This window comes from Curtobacterium sp. VKM Ac-2861 (genome assembly GCF_013204965.1).
GTDB lineage: Bacteria > Actinomycetota > Actinomycetes > Actinomycetales > Microbacteriaceae > Curtobacterium.
In genome coordinates this window covers 106,092-125,621 of the sequence record NZ_JABMLA010000008.1, presented here as the reverse complement: position 1 = coordinate 125,621, position 19,530 = coordinate 106,092, and the positions used below count along the sequence as shown (strand labels likewise).

Annotated in this window: 15 protein-coding genes; 1 reads left to right on the top strand and 14 read right to left on the bottom strand. The window is 71.2% G+C overall.

Going from position 1 to position 19,530, the window contains the following annotated elements; all coding sequences use genetic code 11:
• Window positions 1-13: 13 nt before the first annotated feature.
• From HQQ88_RS18075 to HQQ88_RS18060, 4 genes are all read right to left on the bottom strand, one after another.
• Window positions 14-547, bottom strand: a complete 534-nt coding sequence (locus HQQ88_RS18075) for a septum formation initiator family protein (protein WP_111084824.1) — start codon at window positions 545-547, stop codon at window positions 14-16.
• Between the two features lie 369 nt (window positions 548-916).
• Window positions 917-2,200 carry a phosphopyruvate hydratase gene (gene eno / locus HQQ88_RS18070; RefSeq protein WP_123294734.1) on the bottom strand — a complete coding sequence of 428 codons (1,284 nt, stop codon included), beginning with the start codon at window positions 2,198-2,200 and terminating at the stop codon, window positions 917-919.
• Between the two features lie 96 nt (window positions 2,201-2,296).
• The gene (gene hisS, locus HQQ88_RS18065; RefSeq protein ID WP_173170741.1) at window positions 2,297-3,541 is read right to left on the bottom strand and encodes a histidine--tRNA ligase; all 1,245 of its coding nucleotides are present in this window, start codon (window positions 3,539-3,541) and stop codon (window positions 2,297-2,299) included.
• A 296-nt stretch (window positions 3,542-3,837) separates the two neighbouring features.
• A complete protein-coding gene (locus HQQ88_RS18060) occupies window positions 3,838-4,632 on the bottom strand; it encodes a MazG family protein (RefSeq protein WP_173170739.1) in 795 nt (264 codons plus the stop codon).
• A gap of 90 nt (window positions 4,633-4,722) precedes the next feature.
• On the opposite strand from HQQ88_RS18060, the gene nhaA reads away from it, so the two are divergent.
• On the top strand, window positions 4,723-5,901 hold the full coding sequence (gene nhaA / locus HQQ88_RS18055) for a Na+/H+ antiporter NhaA (RefSeq protein WP_173170738.1): 1,179 nt from the start codon (window positions 4,723-4,725) through the stop codon (window positions 5,899-5,901).
• 171 nt (window positions 5,902-6,072) lie between these two features.
• On the opposite strand, the gene mfd is transcribed toward nhaA, so the two are convergent.
• The 10 genes from mfd to HQQ88_RS18005 all read right to left on the bottom strand — a co-directional run bounded on the left by mfd (window position 6,073) and on the right by HQQ88_RS18005 (window position 19,482).
• Window positions 6,073-9,687, bottom strand: a complete 3,615-nt coding sequence (mfd, locus tag HQQ88_RS18050; protein ID WP_173170736.1) for a transcription-repair coupling factor — start codon at window positions 9,685-9,687, stop codon at window positions 6,073-6,075.
• A gap of 80 nt (window positions 9,688-9,767) precedes the next feature.
• A complete protein-coding gene (pth, locus tag HQQ88_RS18045) occupies window positions 9,768-10,352 on the bottom strand; it encodes an aminoacyl-tRNA hydrolase (RefSeq protein ID WP_173170734.1) in 585 nt (194 codons plus the stop codon).
• Between the two features lie 29 nt (window positions 10,353-10,381).
• On the bottom strand, window positions 10,382-11,014 hold the full coding sequence (locus HQQ88_RS18040) for a 50S ribosomal protein L25/general stress protein Ctc (RefSeq protein WP_111084831.1): 633 nt from the start codon (window positions 11,012-11,014) through the stop codon (window positions 10,382-10,384).
• A 199-nt stretch (window positions 11,015-11,213) separates the two neighbouring features.
• The gene (locus HQQ88_RS18035) at window positions 11,214-12,581 is read right to left on the bottom strand and encodes an RbtT/DalT/CsbX family MFS transporter (RefSeq protein ID WP_254067235.1); all 1,368 of its coding nucleotides are present in this window, start codon (window positions 12,579-12,581) and stop codon (window positions 11,214-11,216) included.
• A gap of 401 nt (window positions 12,582-12,982) precedes the next feature.
• Entirely contained in the window at window positions 12,983-13,894 is a 912-nt protein-coding gene (locus tag HQQ88_RS18030; protein ID WP_173170732.1) for a hypothetical protein, read from the bottom strand.
• A 15-nt stretch (window positions 13,895-13,909) separates the two neighbouring features.
• Complete coding sequence (manD, locus tag HQQ88_RS18025; protein WP_216835063.1) at window positions 13,910-15,262, bottom strand: D-mannonate dehydratase ManD; 1,353 nt, start codon at window positions 15,260-15,262, stop codon at window positions 13,910-13,912.
• Entirely contained in the window at window positions 15,259-16,563 is a 1,305-nt protein-coding gene (locus HQQ88_RS18020; RefSeq protein WP_173170730.1) for a mannitol dehydrogenase family protein, read from the bottom strand. Before HQQ88_RS18020 ends, manD begins: the two co-directional genes overlap by 4 nt.
• Window positions 16,560-17,447 (bottom strand): sugar phosphate isomerase/epimerase, encoded by an 888-nt coding sequence (locus tag HQQ88_RS18015; RefSeq protein WP_173170728.1) that lies wholly within the window; start codon window positions 17,445-17,447, stop codon window positions 16,560-16,562. Before HQQ88_RS18015 ends, HQQ88_RS18020 begins: the two co-directional genes overlap by 4 nt.
• Window positions 17,444-18,646, bottom strand: coding sequence for a Gfo/Idh/MocA family protein (locus HQQ88_RS18010; protein WP_173170726.1), 1,203 nt, complete (start codon window positions 18,644-18,646; stop codon window positions 17,444-17,446). Before HQQ88_RS18010 ends, HQQ88_RS18015 begins: the two co-directional genes overlap by 4 nt.
• Window positions 18,643-19,482: a sugar phosphate isomerase/epimerase gene (locus HQQ88_RS18005; RefSeq protein ID WP_123294722.1), complete on the bottom strand. Its 840-nt coding sequence runs from the start codon at window positions 19,480-19,482 to the stop codon at window positions 18,643-18,645. Before HQQ88_RS18005 ends, HQQ88_RS18010 begins: the two co-directional genes overlap by 4 nt.
• Window positions 19,483-19,530: the final 48 nt, after the last annotated feature.

Below are 19,530 nucleotides of genomic sequence, written 5' to 3'. Positions count from 1 at the left end.
GTCCGGCTCGGTGCTACTTGCTCTCGCCGGTGCCCGAGACGTCCGGGGCCACGAGGTCGGCGGCGGTCTCGTCGGTGAGCCCCGACTGCAGCACCGAGGACAGCATCGCCTGCACCCAGTCCACCTTCGGCGTCTGGACCTTCGTGCTGACGGGCGTGCCGGAGTCCGTCGTCGGCGTGGTCTCGGCCTTCCGGTCCTCGGCGCCCATCACGAGGTAGCTCTCCTCGCCCGGGTACACGTAGAGCAGGCGGTCGCGCGCCTGCGCCTCGATGTACGCGGGGTCGTCCCAGCGGGCGACGTCCTTCTTCTTCTGCGTGACGTCGGCCTTCTGGCTCGCGACCTCACGCTGCTGCTGGGCGATCTGCTCCTGCTGCTGGATGAGCGTGCGGAGCGACGGGGCGAGCACCACGACGAAGAGCACGATGATCGCGAGCATCAGCAGGCTGAACCCGGAGAAGTGGATCGAGCGGTACCAGGGCTGCGCCGACGTGCTGCCGTCGGGCATCGCCACTGGGACGCGGCGGACGCGGGGCTTCTGGCTGGGCACGTCCCGACGATAACCCGACCGACGCGGTGGGAGCGCCCGGCACGCGGCCGTTCGGTGGCCTCTCAGCGACTCGTGTCGTCCGATCGATGCTGCCGGGAGGCGCGGCTCCGGTCCGCACCGTCCGGCCCGTGCCAGGAGTGGTCACGACACACCGCCCGGCGTGCGTCCGGCGGTCAGGTCCTGTCGGCCAAGCCCGGGCTAGCCGACGACTCGTGACCACTCGACGCAGCGCGCGCGGCAGGTCCTGACCCCGGCGCGGAGCCGTTCGGTGGCCTTGCAGCGACTCGCCGAGGCCGCGCACACGACGAAACGCCGCCCTCCCGGAGGAGGACGGCGTCTCGGTGGTGCCGGTGCTGCTGGCCGAGCTGCTTACAGTGACTTGGCGCGCGGGAAGGCCGAGCGACCGGCGTACACCGCGGCGTCGCCGAGCTCTTCCTCGATGCGGAGCAGCTGGTTGTACTTCGCGACGCGGTCCGAACGAGCCGGTGCACCGGTCTTGATCTGACCACCGTCGACCGCGACCGCGATGTCCGCGATCGTGGTGTCCTCGGTCTCGCCGGAGCGGTGCGACAGGATCGAGGTGAGGCCGTGACGGTGCGCGAGCGAGACCGCGTCGAGGGTCTCGGTGAGCGTGCCGATCTGGTTGACCTTCACCAGGATCGAGTTCGCGGCCTTCTCGTCGATGCCCCGCTGCAGACGCTTCGGGTTGGTGACGAACAGGTCGTCGCCGACGATCTGGACCTTGTCGCCGAGCTCGGCGGTCAGGTGCGACCAGCCTTCCCAGTCGTCCTCGGCCAGCGGGTCCTCGATCGTGACGAGCGGGTAGTTCGCGACGAGGTCGGCGAAGTACGCGGTGAACTCCTGGCTCGAGAGCTGCTTGCCCTCGAACGAGTACTTGCCGTCGTGGAAGAACTCGGTGGACGCGACGTCGAGGCCGACGGCGATGTCCTTGCCCGGGGTGAAGCCGGCCTTCTCGATCGCGGTCAGCAGGAAGTCGAGCGCCGCACGGTTCGACGCGAGCTCCGGCGCGAAGCCGCCCTCGTCGCCGAGGCCGGTCGCGAGACCCTGCTTCTTCAGCTCGCCCTTGAGGGCGTGGTAGGTCTCGACGCCCCAACGGAGCGCCTCGGAGAACGACTCGGCGCCGTACGGCACGAGGAAGAACTCCTGGATGTCGACGTTGGTGTCCGCGTGGGCACCGCCGTTGACGACGTTCATCAGCGGAACGGGCAGCGTGTGCGCGTTCGGGCCGCCGAGGTAGCGGAACAGCGGCAGGTCAGCCGAGTCGGCAGCGGCACGGGCCACGGCGAGCGAGGCACCGAGGATCGAGTTCGCGCCGAGGCGGGACTTGTTCTCGGTTCCGTCGAGCTCGATGAGCGCGGCGTCGACGAGGCGCTGGTCGGTGGCGTCGAAGCCCTCGAGCGCCGGGCCGATCTCGTCGAGGACGGCGTCAACGGCCTTGAGCACGCCCTTGCCGCCGTAGCGCGAGGCGTCGCCGTCGCGGAGTTCGTACGCCTCGAACGCGCCGGTGGAGGCACCGGAGGGGACGAGCGCGCGGGACACGACGCCGTCGTCGAGGAGGACCTCGACCTCGACCGTCGGGTTGCCTCGGGAATCGAGGACTTCGCGTGCGCCTACGGCATCGATCAGGGCCACGGGGTACTCCCTACACATTGGTTGTGGTGTTTGCGGGACCGATCCTAGCGAGCCGAGGTGAACACGACGTCGACCGTGACGCCCGGTGTGGACAACTCAGTCGAGCGGGCGGAACTCCACACCCTCGAGCGACGTCGTGTCGGCGCCGACGGTCGCGAAGGCGGAGAACCCCTGCGCGGCCAGACCGGCGAGCAGGTTCTTCGTGTTCTTGGTGCGCCGTTCGAGCCGCACGCGCCGGTGCGATGCGAGCGCCTCGGTCTTGAGGGCCGCGAGCCGGACCGGGTCGACGTCCTTGTCGTAGACGAGCACCACGGCGTCCGACTCGGCGGACTCCGGGAGTGTCACGAGGTCGACCAGGCGCTCGAAGCCCAGCGAGAAGCCGACCGCGGGGACGTCATGCCCGAGGAACCGACCGATCATGCCGTCGTACCGACCGCCGCCGCCCAGGCTGTAGCCGAAGTCGGGGTGCGCGACCTCGAAGATCGTGCCGGTGTAGTAGCCCATGCCGCGCACGAGCGTCGGGTCGAAGCGAAGGTCGACACCGGGCAGCGCTTCCCGCAGGCGCAGCAGGTCGGCGAACGCCTCGGCGTCGAGCCACGCAGCACCCTCGACCGAGGTCCAGTCCGCGGCCTCGAGCGCACGGATGGTGTCCTCGAGCCCCGGCAGCTCCTGTCCGACGGTGCTGCGGAGCTCGGCGGCGACGCCGTCCGGGCCGATCTTGTCGAGCTTGTCGACCGTGATGAGTGCGCGGTCGGCGGCAGCGGGGTCCGCGATGCCCCACGACGCCAGCAGGGTCAGCAGGATCCGCCGGTCGTTGATGCGGATCGTGGTGCCGGTCACCCCGAGCGCGTCGAGCGCTGCGGTCGTGGCGCGGATGAGCTCGATCTCGGCCAGCTGCCCGGGCTCCCCCAGGATGTCGATGTCGCACTGCACGAACTGGCGGTAGCGCCCCTTCTGCGGACGCTCGGCGCGCCAGACCGGCGCGATCTGCACCGATCGGAACACCGAGGGCAGCTCGGCGCGGTGCGAGGCGTAGAACCGGGCGAGCGGCACGGTCAGGTCGAACCGGAGCCCGAGGTCAGCGAGGTCGAGCGGCGCCTGGGCAGCCTGCAGGTCCTCGGTGCTGAGCCCGCGCTTCATGACCGCGAACGCCAGCTTCTCGTTGTCTCCGCCGAGCCCGGAGTGCAGCCGCGCGGCGTCCTCGACCACGGGGGTCTCGATCTCGTCGAACCCGTGCCGCGAGTAGACGTCGCGGACGACACCGAGCACGTGCTCGCGTCGGGCCTTGTCCGCCGGGAGGAAGTCGCGCATGCCACGGGGTGCCGTCACGGTCGTCGCCATGGCGTCAAGTCTGGCAGATGCACCCTGCCGGCTTGCGCGGCATGCGTTGCACTGGCATACTGGATGCAGAACCTCGGTTCGGAGCGTGCCTGATCCACTCTCCGGACCGATCGCGTGGGCACCGTGCTGCAGTGTGCCCCGCGACCCGAGCGGGTTCTGCGTGCACACCTCTCCCTGGGGGTGTGCCCACCCGCTCACGGGCGCCCTCCTTTTTCGGGTTAGGAGGGCGCCCTTCTCTTTCCCCGCACACACAAGCTGCGGCTCCCCGCGCACACACGCTGCGGCTCCCCGCGCACTCACTCCGCGGCGCGGCCGGCTTCCTCGAGCGCAGCGACCGCCACGCGGAGACTCGCGACCGGGTCGATCCCGTCCCGCACCGCTCCGGCGACCTCTTCCAGCATCGCGATCCCCCACGCCGGGTCCACCGCCCCCGCACCGTCGGCCGGTTCCGGCGACCCGGCCAATGCCCGAGCGGTCCCCGTTCCGGGTGCCGCAGCCGACGTGGCGGACGCGCCGCGGGCCTCCCGGTCAGCGACCGAGCCGAACGCGGCGGGCGCGACAGACTCGGCGGACTCGCCGGGCGCGACGGGCACGGCGGCCACGACCGACGCGACGGCAGTGTCGGCCGCACCGTGCTCCTCCAGGCGCTCCAGCAGCTTGACGGCCCGCTCCAGTGGCGGCATCGCACGCGGGACGCCGTCGAGGGCGCTCGTCCGGGCCGACTTCTCCGCCGCCTTCGCCGCGCGCCACACCCGGACCACGTCGTCGACGGTGTCCGCGGTCTCGTCGCCGAAGACGTGCGGGTGTCGACGGACCATCTTGTCGCGGACCCCGGCGGCGACGTCCTCCAGGGTGAACTCCCCCGCGCGTTCGGCGATCCCGGCGTGCAGGACGACTTGGTACAGGACGTCGCCGAGCTCCTCGCGGACGTCGTCCGGGTCGCCGTCGTCGATGGCGTCGACGAGTTCGTAGGACTCCTCGACCGCGTAGCGCGCGAGCGTGGCGTGGGTCTGCGCCCGGTTCCAGACGCAGCCCCCGTCCTCGGCGAGCAGGCGGTCGACGACGGTCACGAGGTCCGGTACGGCGGTCATCGCGCCATCGTCTCACCCACGTATGCTGGTCGTGGTGTGTCGGGAAGTCTGGTCGACGGACTACCACCCGACCCCTCGAGACGGAGATCCATGTCGTCCCTCGTCCGCTCCCCCCGCTTCAGCGCCATCGCGCTCCTGACCGCCGCCGTGCTCGGCCTGGTCGTCGCGAACTCTCCGGTCGGCCCCGGCCTCGAACGGCTGCTCGATGCGCACCTGCCGCTCGGTGCCGTCGGCCTCGACCTGTCGATCGCGCACTGGATCAGCGACGGCCTGCTGGCGGTGTTCTTCCTGCTCGTCGCGATCGAGCTGAAGCAGGAGCTCGTCGACGGTGAGCTGTCGAACCCCAAGACCGCGATCATCCCCGCCATCGCGGCGGTCGGCGGCGTGCTCGTGCCGGCGGGCATCTTCCTGCTCGTCACCGCGGGCACGCAGTACACGCACGGCTGGCCGATCCCGACGGCGACCGACATCGCGTTCGCCCTCGGTGTCCTGGCGATGTTCGGTCGCGGGCTGCCGAGCGGCATCCGGGTGTTCCTGCTCGCGCTGGCCGTGCTCGACGACCTCATCGCGATCATCATCATCGCCGTCGTGTTCGCGCACGACACCGACTTCCTCGCCCTCGCCGGTGCCGTCGTCACGCTCGCGGTGTTCTGGCTGCTCGGCCGGATGCTCCGTCCCGGGCGCAACGGACAGACGCTGCTCATCGTGGCGATGGTCGTGGTCGGGCTCCTGACGTGGTGGCTCGTCTACCACTCCGGCGTGCACGCCACCATCGCCGGCGTCGCGCTCGGGCTCGTGCTCCCCCGGCGTCCTGGCCACACCCTGCACGAGAACGTCGAGCCGTGGTCCAACGCGATCGTGCTGCCGGTGTTCGCGTTCGCGTCGGCCGCGGTGGCCATCCCCGCCGTCGGCATCGGCGAGCTCTCCCCCACGTTCTGGGCGGTCGTCATCGCGCTGCCGGTCGGCAAGGTCATCGGGATCACGCTGTTCGGCGCGGTCGCCACGCGGATCTTCCGCTCACCAGGGCGGTCGTCGTTGTCGTTCTTCTCGATCATCACCGTCGGGGTGCTCGGTGGGATCGGGTTCACGGTCTCGCTGCTCATGAACGAGCTCGCGTTCGCCCGGAACGAGGAGATCCTCGACGAGGGCGTGCTCGCCGTGCTCGTCGGCTCGGGCATCGCGATCGTCGCGTCGGCGGTCGTGGTCACGCTGCGGGCCCGGGCGTACCGCGGGCGGCGCGAGCTGTCCGAGGCCGAGGCGACCGAGTAGCGGGGCGCGGTTCCGGGCCCGCACCACCTTTGCGACGATCCACGCGTCGATCGACGCGTGGATCGTCGCGAACTGCGTGTGCGCGGTGGACGCGCCCACGAGCGGACGGGAGGCACGGTGCCAGCCCGCACCGTGCCTCCCGTCCGTCGCCGCTCGCGACCACTGCACCCCTTACGCGGCCGGCGCCTCCGCCGGCGTCGTCGCGCCGTACACGGCGGTGAGGATGCTCTCCACCCACTGGATCAGGGCGTCGTCCGGCAGCGCCTGGTCGTGCGGCCGCGGCATCGGGATGCTCGCCGCGTTCTGCTGCGGGAACCACTTCGCACCCGGGAACATCCGCTTGAGCCGCACCTGCGACGAGTCGGCGAGCTCCTTGCCCGCCACGCGCAGGTTCGAGCCCATGACGACCACGTCGGACAGGCCGACCTGCTGCGCCATCCGACGCAGGCGGGAGACCTCGACCAGCGTCTGCACGGCCTGCGGCGGCTGCCCGTAGCGGTCCGTGAGCTCGTCGAGCACCATGTCGATGGCGTCCTGCTGGGCCGTCGGGGCCGAGGCCGCTGACAGCTTCTGGTACGCCTCGAGCCGGAGCCGCTCGGATTCGACGTAGTCCTCGGGGATGTGCGCGTCCACCGGGATCTCGAGCCGCAACTCGGTCTGCCCCTCGGCCACGTCACCGCGGAACTGCGAGACGGCCTCGCCGATCATCCGGAGGTACAGGTCGAACCCGACGCCTGCGATGTGCCCGGACTGCTCGCCGCCGAGCAGGTTGCCGGCGCCGCGGATCTCGAGGTCCTTCATGGCGACCTGCATGCCCGCGCCGAGCTCGTTGTTCGCGGCGATGGTCTCGAGGCGATCCTGTGCGGTCTCGGACAGGGGCTTCTCGGAGTCGTACAGGAAGTACGCGTACCCGCGCTCGCGCCCTCGGCCGACACGTCCGCGCAGCTGGTGGAGCTGCGACAGCCCGTACTTGTCGGCCTTGTCGATGATGAGCGTGTTCGCGTTCGCGATGTCGAGACCGGTCTCGATGATCGTCGTCGACACGAGGACGTCGAAGCGGCGCTCCCAGAAGTCGACCATGACCTGCTCGAGGGTGCTCTCGGACATCTGCCCGTGTGCCACGGCGATGCGGGCGTCCGGAACGATCTCGGCCAGGTGCGCGGCGACGCCCTGGATGTCCCGCACGCGGTTGTGCACGTAGAACACCTGGCCCTCGCGCAGGAGCTCGCGGCGGATCGCTGCAGCCACCTGCAGGTCGGACTGCGGCCCCACGAAGGTCAGGATGGGGTGGCGGTCCTCGGGCGGGGTCGCGAGGGTCGACATCTCGCGGATCCCGGTGACCGCCATCTCGAGCGAGCGTGGGATCGGCGTCGCCGACATCGCCAGGACGTCGACGTTCGTCTTGAACTTCTTCAGCTGGTCCTTGTGCTCGACGCCGAACCGCTGTTCCTCGTCGATGATGACGAGCCCGACGTCCTTGAAGGTGATGCCCTGCGACAGGATCCGGTGGGTCGCGATGACGATGTCGACGGTGCCGTCGGCGAGCCCGGCGATGGTCTCCTTCGACTCCTTCTCGGACTGGAACCGGCTCAGGGCGCGCAGGTGCACGGGGAACCCGGCGAAGCGCTCCTGGAACGTCTCCATGTGCTGGCGGACGAGCAACGTCGTCGGCACGAGCATGACGACCTGCTTGCCGTCCTGCACCGCCTTGAACGCGGCGCGGATCGCGACCTCGGTCTTGCCGTAGCCGACGTCGCCCGAGAGCAGGCGGTCCATCGGGATGGGCCGCTCCATGTCCCGCTTGATCTCGTCGATCGTGGTGAGCTGGTCGGCCGTCTCGGCGAACGGGAACGCCTCCTCCAACTCGCGCTGCCACGGGGTGTCCGGGCCGAACGCGTGCCCCTTCGACGCCATCCGCGCCGAGTACAGCTTCACCAGGTCGACGGCGATGTCGCGGACGGCCTTGCGGGCCTTCGACTTGGCGGCGGACCAGTCCGAACCGCCCATCTTCGACAGGGTCGGTGACTCGCCACCGACGTACCGCGAGAGCTGGTCGAGCTGGTCGGTCGGGACGAAGAGCTTGTCGCCGGGGTAGTTCCGCTTCGACGGCGCGTACTCGAGCACGAGGTACTCGCGCTGCGTCTTCACCGCGTTGCGGCCGCCGGAGCTGACCTCGCGGCTCACCAGTTCCACGAACTTGCCGATGCCGTGGGTCGCGTGCACGACGACGTCGCCCGGCTTGAGCTGCAGCGGGTCGACCACGTTCTTGCGACGGCTGGCGAGCTTCTTGACGGTGCGCGCGCCCTGCTGGACGCTCCGGCCGTAGAACTCCGCTTCGCTGAGCACGACGATGCGCGGATCCGGGATGGCAAAGCCGTGCTCGACGGTGGCCGTCGTGACGATGGCGACACCCGGCTCGGGAGGCGCGGGCAGGGCTTCGGCACGGGCTGCGACCCCGGCGTCGGCGAGGACCTGCACCGCCCGCTCGACCAGACCCTGGCCCTGGGCGGTCACCACGACCGCCCACCCGTCATCGGTGAGCGCCTTGACGTGCGCGATCGCGCCGTCGGCACTGCCCGCGAAGCTCGGTACTGCCTCGGCTCGGACGCGGATGTACTCCCCCGCCTCGGCTGCTGCCTCGGCGTCGGTGAGCACGCGCGCGGTGTCGCCCTCGTCGAGACCGGAGTCGAACGGCGACACCGTCCACCAGGTGCGCTGGCCGCGGGTGTTCTTGAGCTGCTGCACGGTCAGGAAGTTGCCGGCGTCGAGGTCGATCGGCGCCTGGGCCCCGGCGACCGCGGCGCTCCACGCGGCCTGCAGGAACTCGGTGTTCGTCTCGGCCAGGCTGTTCGCGCGACCGTTCACCCGCTCGGGCGAGAACACCGCGATGGTGGCGTCCTCGGGCAGGTACGAGGTCATCGGGACGAGGTCCTGCACGAGCGCGGGGGCGAGGGACTCCATGCCCTCGACCGGGATCCCCTCGGCGATCTTCGCGAGCATCTGGGACAGGTTCGGGAACTCGTGGAGCATCTCGCGCGCCCGCTGCCGGACGTCGTCGCTGAGCAGGAGTTCGCGCGAGGCGGTGAGTTCGACCGAGCCGAGGTCGTCCTCGGTCGTGCGCTGGTCGGCGACCGAGAACGCCTTGACGGCCTCGATCTCGTCGCCGAAGAAGTCCACGCGGACGGGGTGGTCCGCGGTGGGCGGGAAGACGTCGAGGATGCCGCCGCGCACCGCGAACTCACCGCGCCGCGTGACGAGGTCGACGCGGGCGTAGGCCATGTCGACGAGCTTCGCGGCGATGGCGGCCAGGTCGTTGCCGCGCGAGTCGGTGCGCAGCACGACGGGTGCGAGCGAGGTCAGGTTGGCGGCGATCGGCTGCAGCGCTGCGCGGACGCTCGCCACGACGATGGTGGTGCGGCGGTCGGCGGCGTCGGCGGCGGCGGCGGACCAGGACGCGAGCCTGCGGAGCGTCGCGATGCGGGTGCCGACGGTCTGGGCACTCGGGCTGAGCCGTTCGTGCGGGAGGGTCTCCCACGCCGGGAACTCGAGGACGTCGGCGTCGGGGACGTAGCTGCCGAGGGCGTCGCGGACCGCTTCGGCTTCACGCCCCGTCGCCGTGATGACGAGCACGCACTGCGGCCCGTTCCGCTCGGCGAGCAGCGCCCCGAGCAGTGGGACCCGCAGGCCGTCGACGACCGAGAAGTCGGCGTCACGAGGCGCGGCGCGGAGCACGCGATCGAACGCGGAGGCGCGCGAGAGCGCAGGGATGATGCCCGAGATCGTCACTCAGGAGATGGTACCGGCCCCCACCGACACCGCCCGCGTGGTGCGCGACGGGCGAACACGGCCGGGATCGGTCAGCGCGGTCAGGACGGCGCGTGCACCCGCTGCTGCGCGGCGACGAGTCCGACCTCGGCGATCGCCTCGACCGCGTCCGCGGCGTCGGCCAGCAGGATGGGCAGCGACTTCTTCTCGGCTGCGGAGAAGTCACGCAGCACGTAGTCGGCGGGGTCCTGACGACCGGGCGGACGACCGATGCCGACCCGCACGCGCGTGAACTCGTTCGTGCCGGTGGCCTTGATGATGTCGCGCAGCCCGTTGTGCCCGCCGTGACCCCCGCTGCCCTTGAGGCGGACGGTGTCGAACGGCAGGTCGAGCTCGTCGTGCACGACGACGAGGTCGGCCGGGGTGTCGCTGTAGAACCCGAGGACCGACGAGACCGGTCCGCCCGAGGTGTTCATGAACGAGCCCGGTTTCGCCAGCACCAGGCGCGGACCGCCGGGCACCAGGCGCCCCTCGGCGACCTGGTTCGGCGTCTTGTGCTTCTTGAACCGCGCACCCATGCGGGCGGCGAGTTCGTCGAGGACCATCTGGCCGACGTTGTGACGGTTGCCGGCGTAGTCGGGCCCGGGGTTCCCGAGTCCGACCACGACCAACGTTCGATCCGCCACAGCGTCGACCAGATGCCTTCGAAGGGGTGTTACTCGGAGTCGACCGGCTCGGAGCCGCCCTCGGCACCGGCTTCGGCACCGGCCTCGGCCGAGGCCTCGTCCGCAGCGTCGTCGTCAGCGGTGCCACGCGGGGTGACGATCGCGACGACCAGCGCCTCGGCGTCGGTCTCGAGCTCGGCGCCCTCGGGGAGCTCGAGCTGGGCGGCGTGGATCTGCACGCCGTCCTCGAGGCCCTCGACGTTGACGACGACGTGCTCCGGGATGTCGGTCGCCAGGACCAGCAGGGAGACGGTGTTCAGGTCCTGCACGTGGATCGTGCCGGAGAAGGACTCGCCCTCGATGACGACGGGCACGTCGACCGTGACCTTCTCGCCGCGGCGCAGGACCACGAGGTCGATGTGCTCGATGATCTGGCGCACCGGGTCACGCTGGACGTCCTTGACGAGAGCGAGCTGGGCCGCACCCTCGATGTCGAGGTCGACGACCGCGTTGGCGGTACGGACGAGCAGCATGGTCTCGTGACCGGGCAGCGAGATGTGCTTCGGCTCGGTGCCGTGGCCGTAGACCACTGCCGGGATCTTGTCGGCGGCGCGGAGCTTGCGCGCTGCACCCTTGCCGAACTTGGTGCGGACGTCCGCTGCGAGCTTCGTGTAGTCGGCCATGGTGCCTCCTGGTCTCGGGGGTCGACACCGGCGGTCCGGCATCGTGGGGGTCTGTGGTGTTGCAACTCGAACGCGTGCACGCGTGAGGAACGTTCCCTGGGCTGGGCCGGGTCTCCCACCGCGTCGATCACGGCCGCTGTCGCGGCCCTCGCCGAAGTCAATCACCGACTCTACCAGCACCCGCCGGGCGTGTCGTGCCTCAGTGCCCAGCGGCCACCGCCTCCTTCGGCACCTTGAGGAACGACAGCACCACGAAGGCGAGGACGTAGAGGCCGACGAACGTCCAGACCACGCCACCGGGCCCACCCCACGGCAGGACGGCGCTGACCACGGCGTTGCCGAGGAAGGTCGCACCGCCGGCCGCCGTGGCGTACATGGCCATCGCGGCGCCGCGGCGCTCCTCGCCGGCGAAGGCAGGGACGATCGCGCCCATGGGCGTGAACCCGGCGAGCATGATGCCGAACACCGTGCCCGCGGCGGTGGCGAGCCAGAAGCCCCACTCGGAACCGGCCGGCACCAGGTGCGGGACGTACCACCAGGCCAGCAGCCCGATCGCCGAGGCGCCGATGCCGAACCACTTGACGGTGCGGATCCAGCCGATGCGGTCGCCGAGGGCACCGAAGAAGGCGTTGAACAGGATGTTGCCGGCGTAGACGATCACCGTCATCGTGAGCCACTTCGACTGGCCCCACCCGAGCTCGGTACCGATGATCGCCGGCATGATCACGAACATGCCGAACTCGGGCGCCGTGTTGACGAGCCGGATCAGGACGGCGAGCAGGACCTTGGGGCGCGTGATGCAGACCTCGATGCCGCTGGCGATGACCCGTGCGGCGGAGTGCGAGCGCGGGGCGATGCGGCCGAGCCCGGTCCGCTCGTGCACGCCGAACCGGACGATCACCCAGCCGGCCACGACCAGGACGAGCGACAGGGCCATCGACCACGTCTCACCCGTGTGGCCGCCACCGAACGCGGGGATGCTGCCGATCGCGATGAGCGAGCCGAGCGTCGGCAGGCCGCCGGTGAAGACGACGTAGAACCAGCCGACGGCCGTGGCGTTCCGGTCGCGCGCCACGGTGTGGTTCACCCAGCAGAGGAACGAGAAGGCGAACAGCGGGAAGCCGAGTCCGCGCAGGAAGTACGTCAGGGCGATCAGCCCGACCGACCCGGTGGGCAGTGCCGCGAGGAACGCGACCTGGAACACCACCCACAGGACGGCCCCGATCGTCATGACGCGGCGCGGGCCCCACAGCTCGGAGAGCACGCCGGCGAAGTAGGACGCCACCAGGACGGCGACGCCGTAGATGCCGATCACCATCGCGGCGCTGTCCGTACCGCCCGAGCCGAGGGCCGCGGCGATGTGCGGAGCGATGAAGTTCGACTCGATGCCGTCGCCCGTCATGAAGACGAGGACACCGAGGAAGCCCCAGCGCAGCGGGTGCGGGATGCCGAGGCGGGCGATGAAGCCCTCGCGCCCGGCAGCCGGTGGTGCGGTGGCAGGTGGGGCGGTCGTCACGCCGTTCGGCGGGGTCATGGTCGTGGTGCGGTTGGTGCGGGGTTCCGACATGTGTCGTCTCTCCTGGAGGGGCCCCGGAGTGCTCGACCCGGCATCGCGGCATGTCTCCGGGGTGCGCCGCGCGCCACGCACCCGACCGCCCGCGCAGTGGCTGCGGGCGGTCGGGCGTCGGCGATGATGCGAGTCCTGTACCCGGGGCGCCCCGTGCTGATGCGGAGACGGATCCCGGCGGACCATCGCCGGCCCGAAGCATGGTGTCCGACGTTAGACCGCTCCAACGCTGCTCGTCAAGAACGACAACTGTTGTGTAACGATCGGCGGTCGTTCCGGGCGTAGTGGGTCGTTCCGGGCGTAGTGGGTCGTTCCGGGCGTAGGTGGTCGTTCCTTTTGACCGAGTACGCCCGATTCGACTTTCCATCGCGCGCGTGATGGGAAGGATCGCTCCGCGAGGCTCAGCGACCGAGGCTGCGCCGGTGCTCCTGGGCAGCCGCCAGCAGCTCGCGGGCGTCGTTGCTCGTCGCCTCGGCGGCGTCGCGCGCCCGTTCGAGGGCCTCGATCTCCGCGATCGCCCGATCGAGCTCGCGCTGCAGGTCGGCCCGGCGCTCCTCGGCCTGCTCGAGGTCCGCCTCCGCGGCGTCGAGTGCGGCATCGGCGTCGCGCGACTCGCTCCGGGCGGCGGTCTCCGCCTGGCGTGCGGCCTTCCGCTCGGCGGCCGGGTCACGCTTCGGCTCGGGCTGGGCGTCCGCCTCCGGTCCGTCCTGGGGTTCCGTCTCCGTCGACCGGGAGGCACGGCTCGCCTTCCGCGCGCCCCTCGCCTGGGTGATCGGGATGGGTGGGGCATCGCTGCCGGACCAGGCGTCGGGCACCGCGTCCGGATCCGCGAGCGCCCCGTCCAGGTCGACCGCGTCGAACCCCACGCTCTCCAAGGGCGTCACGAGCAGCCCCGAACGCACAGCGGCGCCTGCGTGCGGATCGGCCATCGCAGCTTCGATCGTCGCCCGCACCTGTGCCAGCACCGCCGCCGTCACCGGGTGTCCGGCGTCCGAGGCGAGGTCGGCGCCGGCCTGCGTCAACGCCTCGATCACCTCGGAGCGGTGCTGTCGGAGTGTCCGGATCTCGCCGGGGTCGGCGTCGGCCTGGGCCTTCCGGAGGGCTGGCCCGAGGTCGACCGCGTCGTCGAGGGCGCCGTCGTGCGCGAGCAGGTCCACGACCCACGCTGCCGGGGCCGGCTTCCGGAGCTTCCCGATCGCCGCCGCCAGGGCCCGGTCGTCCTTCCGGACCGCACGCTGGCGGGCCGTGCGCTCGGCGACGAAGTCATCGGGCGCGACGAGCAGCAGCTCCCGGGCGACCTCTGCGAACTCCACACCCACAGCTTGCCGCTACCAGTCGTGCACCGTTCCGTCGGCCAGGCGGTTGAACGGCAGGTAGGCCTGCTCGTACGGGTACTTGCCGGCCTCGTCGACGTCGAGGCTGACCCCGAGGCCGGGCTCGTCACCGGGGTGCAGGTAGCCGTCCGTGAAGGTGAAGGTCTGCTGGAACACCTGGTTCGTCTGCGGCCCGTGCTGCATGTACTCCTGGATGCCGAAGTTGTGGATCGCCATCCCGAGGTGCATCTGGGCGGCCAGGCCGACGGGCGAGATGTCGGTCGGCCCGTGGAACCCGGACTTGATCTGGTACATCGCGGCGTAGTCCATCGTCTTCTTGAGCGGGGAGATGCCGCCCATGTGCGTGACCGCTCCGCGGACGTAGTCGATGAGCTGGTCGCGGATGATGTCCTTGAAGTCCCAGATCGTGTTGAAGACCTCGCCGATCGCGAGCGGCGTGGTGGTGTGCTGCCGGACGAGCTTGAGTGCCTCTTGGTTCTCGGCGGGGGTGCAGTCCTCGAGCCAGAACAGGTCGTACGGCTCGAGGGACTTGCCGAGCTTCGCGGCCTGCAGCGGGGTCATCCGGTGGTGCCCGTCGTGCAGGAGCGGCAGTTCGGGTCCGAACTCGTTCCGGACGGCCTCGAACACGGTGGGCACGTGGCGCAGGTAGGCGCGGGTGTCCCAGTCCTCCATGGCGGGGAAGGCTCCGCGCTGTGCCGGCTCGAAGTCGTACCGGACACCCTCGTTGCCCTCGGTGGTCTTGTTCGACGCGATGCCGTAGATGCTCTCGAGGCCGGGGACGCCGGTCTGCACGCGGATCGAGCGGTAGCCCTCCTCCTGGTGCTCGCGGATCGAGTCGAACAGCTCGGGGAGCTCCTTGCCCGAGGCGTGTCCGTAGGCCATCAGCCCGGTGCGGGATGCGCCACCGAGGAGCTGGTACAGCGGCATGCCGGCGACCTTGGCCTTGATGTCCCAGAGCGCCATGTCGACGGACGCGATCGCCGCCATCGTGACCGGGCCGCGACGCCAGTACGACGAGCGGTACAGGAACTGCCAGGCGTCCTCGATGCGGCTGGCGTCGCGGCCGATCAGCAGCGGCACGACGTGCTCGGACAGGTACGTGGCGACACCGAGCTCGCGGCCGTTCAGCGTCGCGTCACCGAGGCCCGTGACGCCGTCGGCGGTCGTGATCTTCAGCGTGACGAAGTTCCGGTTCGGGCTGGTGACGATGACCTCGGCACGCTCGATGAGCTGGCCGCGGTCGGCCGACGCCCACGTGTCCGGACGCCCGGAGGTGTGCCCGGTCGCCGCGCCGGTGTCGGCGGCGCCCGGCACCGGGGCCGCGGGGTTCGTGGTGGTGTCGGTCATGCGTGGACTCCTTCGTCGGTGCTCGTTCGGGCGGTGCTGGTGGTGGTGCGTGCGGCGGTGCTCGCCGCCCGGATGTCGTCGGCCGCCGCGGTGATCGCGTCGACCACGTCGGTGGTGTCGAGGTCGGGGGCGATGACGCGCAGCACGTCGCGCACGTCCGAGTCTGCCCCGGGGGCTCCGTCGTCGTCCACGAGGTCGGGCTGCGTCGTGACGTGGAGCCACCACGCGGCGATCGCGGTCGCGGCGCCGGGCCCGATGCCGGCGGACGGCTCACGCTCGAGTCGGTGCCGCACAACGTCGACGACCCGGACGGGCAGCTTCTGCGATCCACCGGAGGCGATCTGCCGCAGGGTGTGCCGGATGCGGGGGTTCTGGAACCGGTCCACCAGGGCGGCACGGGCGTCGGTGACCTCGTCGGCAGGCAGGGGCAGTTCGCGGGCGGCCTCGTCCCACAGCTGCTCGACGGCGGCACGGCACACCGGGTCGTCGATGGCCGCGGCGACGGTCTCGTGCCCGAGCTGGAGCCCGAGGTACGCGAGCAGCGAGTGCGAGCCGTTCAGCAGCCAGAGCTTCCGCTGCTCGTACGGGGTGACGTCGTCGACGATGCGCACGCCGGCGGTCTCCCACGCGGGGCGGTCGATCCCGTCGAAGGCGTCCTCGAGCACCCACTCCGCGAAGGGCTCGGTGACGACGGGCACCCGGTCCCCGACGAGTGCTCCCGGCAGGGCGGCGAGACCCTCGACGTCGGCGTCGGTGGTCGCGGGGGTGATCCGGTCGACCATCGACGACGGGAACGAGACGTTCGCCTCGATCCACGCGCGCAGTCCGGGGTCGGTGGCGGCGCCCAGCACGGCCTCGCGCAGCACCGCGCCGTTGTGCGTCAGGTTGTCGAGGCTGACCAGCGCGATGCGCCCGCCGCCGGCCGTCCGCCGGGCGTCGAGCCCCGCGACCAACCGGGCCGGGACGTCGGAACCGGACCGGTAGCCCTGCTCGGTGACCGTCAGCGTGACGATGGTGGTCTCCGGGGACGCGACCACGTGCCTCCAGGCCGTGTCGTCGCTGCCCGGGTGGGCGGCCACGATCGTGTCGACCACCTCGGCGTCGTCGCCGGACGCAGCACGCGTGACCAGCGTGTACCGGCAGTCCTGCGCGGTGAGGGCGTCCGCCGCCGCGGGCGAGCGGCCGGTGAAGGCGGTGATGCCCCACGGCTCCCCAGTGGTGTGGGCGGTGTACCAGGCGAGGTGGGCGCGCGCGAACGCACCCACCCCCAGGTGGACGATGCCCGGTCGGCGATCGGTCATGCCGACACCGGGACGAGGGACCGCAGGTACGCCAGGTTGTCGGCGGTGCGGGCCTCGAGGGGCAGGTCGGTGGAGAAGTCCTCGATGGTGACCCAGCCGTCGTAGCCGACCTGGCGGAGGGCGTCGAGGTACTCGGAGACGGACGCCTGCCCGGTGCGCAGCGGCGCCCACTCGTTCTGCCAGATCGTGCTGCCGTCGGCGCGGGTGTCGCCGGTGTCGACCCAGCGGGCGTTCTTCACGTGGGCGTGTGCCAGGTACGGGCCGAGGAGCTCGAACGCGGCGAGGTGGTCCTCCTGCCCCTCGATGACCAGGTTGCCGAGGTCGTGGATGACGCCGATGTGCTCCGGGTCGAGGCCGTCGACGAGCCGCAGCGCCGCCGAGGCCGAGGGCGTGATCGTCATGTGGTGCAGCTCGACGAGCGCCTTGACGCCGAGCTCGGTCGCCCGGGTCACGGCCCACTCGAGGTCGGCGCGGGTGCGGTCGAAGATCTGCCCGTACGTCTCGCCGGTGCGTTCCTTCTCCTGCCGGTACATCGGCATCGAGACGCGGACCTGGCGGGCGCCGAGCTCGCTCGTGACGCGGAGCATCGTCTCGACGCCCTCGTGGTCCGACGCTTGCTGGTACCCGCCGATGCCGGAGTACTCGAGGCCGGCGGCGTCGGTGATCCGCGCGATCTCGCCGACCTGGTCCTGGATGCCGGTGAACTGCCACGTGGAGTTGTTGCCGGCCCAGAACGAGCGACCGGCGGGCACGACGGTGCCGTCCGCGGGGCGGTCGTCGACGATGCGCCACTCGACGCCGTCCCAGCCCTGCTCGGCCAGCGTCGAGGCGGCCTGCGACGGGGTCCAGTCGGGGGTGGAGGCGGTGAACACGGAGAACTTCATCGGGTGGCTCCTTCGGTCGCGGTGGCGGTTGCGGGTGCGCCGACGACCGGCACCACGTCGTCGTACTTGCCGTCGATCACGTCGTCGATGCGGACGGGCTGGCCGAGCGTCGCGCTGACGTACAGCCCGCGGACGGTGGCGAGCGACACGAGGGCCGCGTCGACGGTCACGCCGGGCTCACGGCCCTCGCGGATCGCGGCCACGATGTCGGTGTACTGCCGACCGTGCCCTGCGGCGAAGTGGTCGGGCTCGGCAGGGCCGCCGACGACGTGCTCCGGCGGGACGACGTCGTCCTTCTGGTCGACCGCGCCCGCGACCGCCGAGGCGTTCGAGGTGGTCGACGCGGACTCGAGGGTCGCGGCGTCGGGTGCGATGTGGAAGTAGGCCAGGCGGTCGTCGTCGACGATCGCCGACCCGTGCGTGCCGTACACGGCGTAGCGGGCGGAGAGGCCCGGGTACGCGGCGGTCGTGCAGTGGATGACGCCGAGCGCGCCGCCGGCGAACCGGACGGTGGCGACGGCGGTGTCCTCGACCTCGATGCGGTCGTGCGCGAGCAGCCCGGTCTGGGCCGAGATCTCGACCGGACGGCCGAGCGCCCAGACGAGCAGGTCGACGGTGTGCACGCCCTGGTTCATCACGGCGCCACCACCGTCGAGCGCCCAGGTGCCACGCCAGTCGCCGGAGTCGTAGTAGCCCTGCGACCGGTACCAGGCGACGCTCGCCAGGCCGGAGGTCACGGTGCCGAACCCGCCGTCGTGGGCGGCTGCGGCGACGGCGGCCGAGGCCGGGTCGAAGCGGTGCTGGCTGATGACGCTCGTGACGAGTCCACGGTCGCGTGCCGCTGCGGCGAGCGCGGCGATCTGCCGGGCCCGGGGCATCGTGGTGTCGAGGGGCTTCTCGATGACGACGTGCTTGCCGGCGGCAAGGGCGGTCTCGGCGAGCTGGACGTGCATGCCGGAGGGCGAGCAGATCGCGACGACGTCGATGTCGGTCTGCGCGATCGCCTCCTCGATGGTGGACGTCGTGACGGGGCGGGTGACGCCCATCGCCTCGATCTCGTCGGCGGCGCTCGTGGCGGCGGCGGGGATCGCGTCGACGAGGGCGACGACCTGCAGGTCCGGGTGGTGGACGGCGACCGTGGCGTGGTGGCGTCCGATGACGCCGGCGCCGACGACTGCCAACTTCAGTGGGGTGGTCATCGCAGGGTGACTCCGATCTGGTCGGTGAGGGTGCGGAGGGCACGACCGGCGCGACCGAAGGCCGCGGGGCCGGAGAACCCGCCGAGGGAGGTGAAGTCGCTGAGGTGCGGCTCGAGCGAGGCGTAGCCGGAGTAGCCGGCGTCGCGCAGCGCGGTGAGGGTCTGGAGCAGTTCGCCGTCGCCCTCACCCGCGGGGACGACCGACGAGTCGGCGGCCAGGGCGTCCTTGACCTGCAGGTAGTCGACGTAGGGCGCGAGCTGCGCCCACCCGTCGGTGAACGGCTTGACGCCGCACTGCACGTAGTTCGCGTTGTCCCAGGCCAGTCGGAGCGCCGGGGACCCGACGCTCTCGACGATGTCGAGCACGCGCGAGGGGACGTCGCCGTAGATGTCCTTCTCGTTCTCGTGCAGCAGGGTCACGCCCTCGCGTGCGGCGAGGTCGGCCAGGGCGCGCATCCGGACGAGGACGTCGTCGCGGACGTCCTCCGGCTGCCGGCCCTCGAAGTAGAACGAGAAGATCCGGATGTTCGTGGTGCCGAGGGCGTGCGCGGCGGCGATCGCGCGACCGAGCCGTCCGACCTCGTGCTCGACGGGCTCGTCGACGGAGACCTTGCCGATCGGCGAGGCGATGGCGGACACGGTCTGTCCGCGCTCCTCGAGCAGGCGGTGGAGTCCGGCGAGCTGGTCCTCGTCGAGGTCGACGACGTTCACGCCCCAGGCGCTGCGGACCTCGATGGCGCTCGCGCCGAGCGCCTGCAGGACCGCGACCTGGACGACGGGGTCTGAGTCGATCTCGTCGCCGAAGCCGGAGAGTTCCCACGTGGGCTGGTCGGTCATGGTGTCCTTTCGTGTCGGACGGGAGGCGCGTGGCGGGGCCGCCACGGG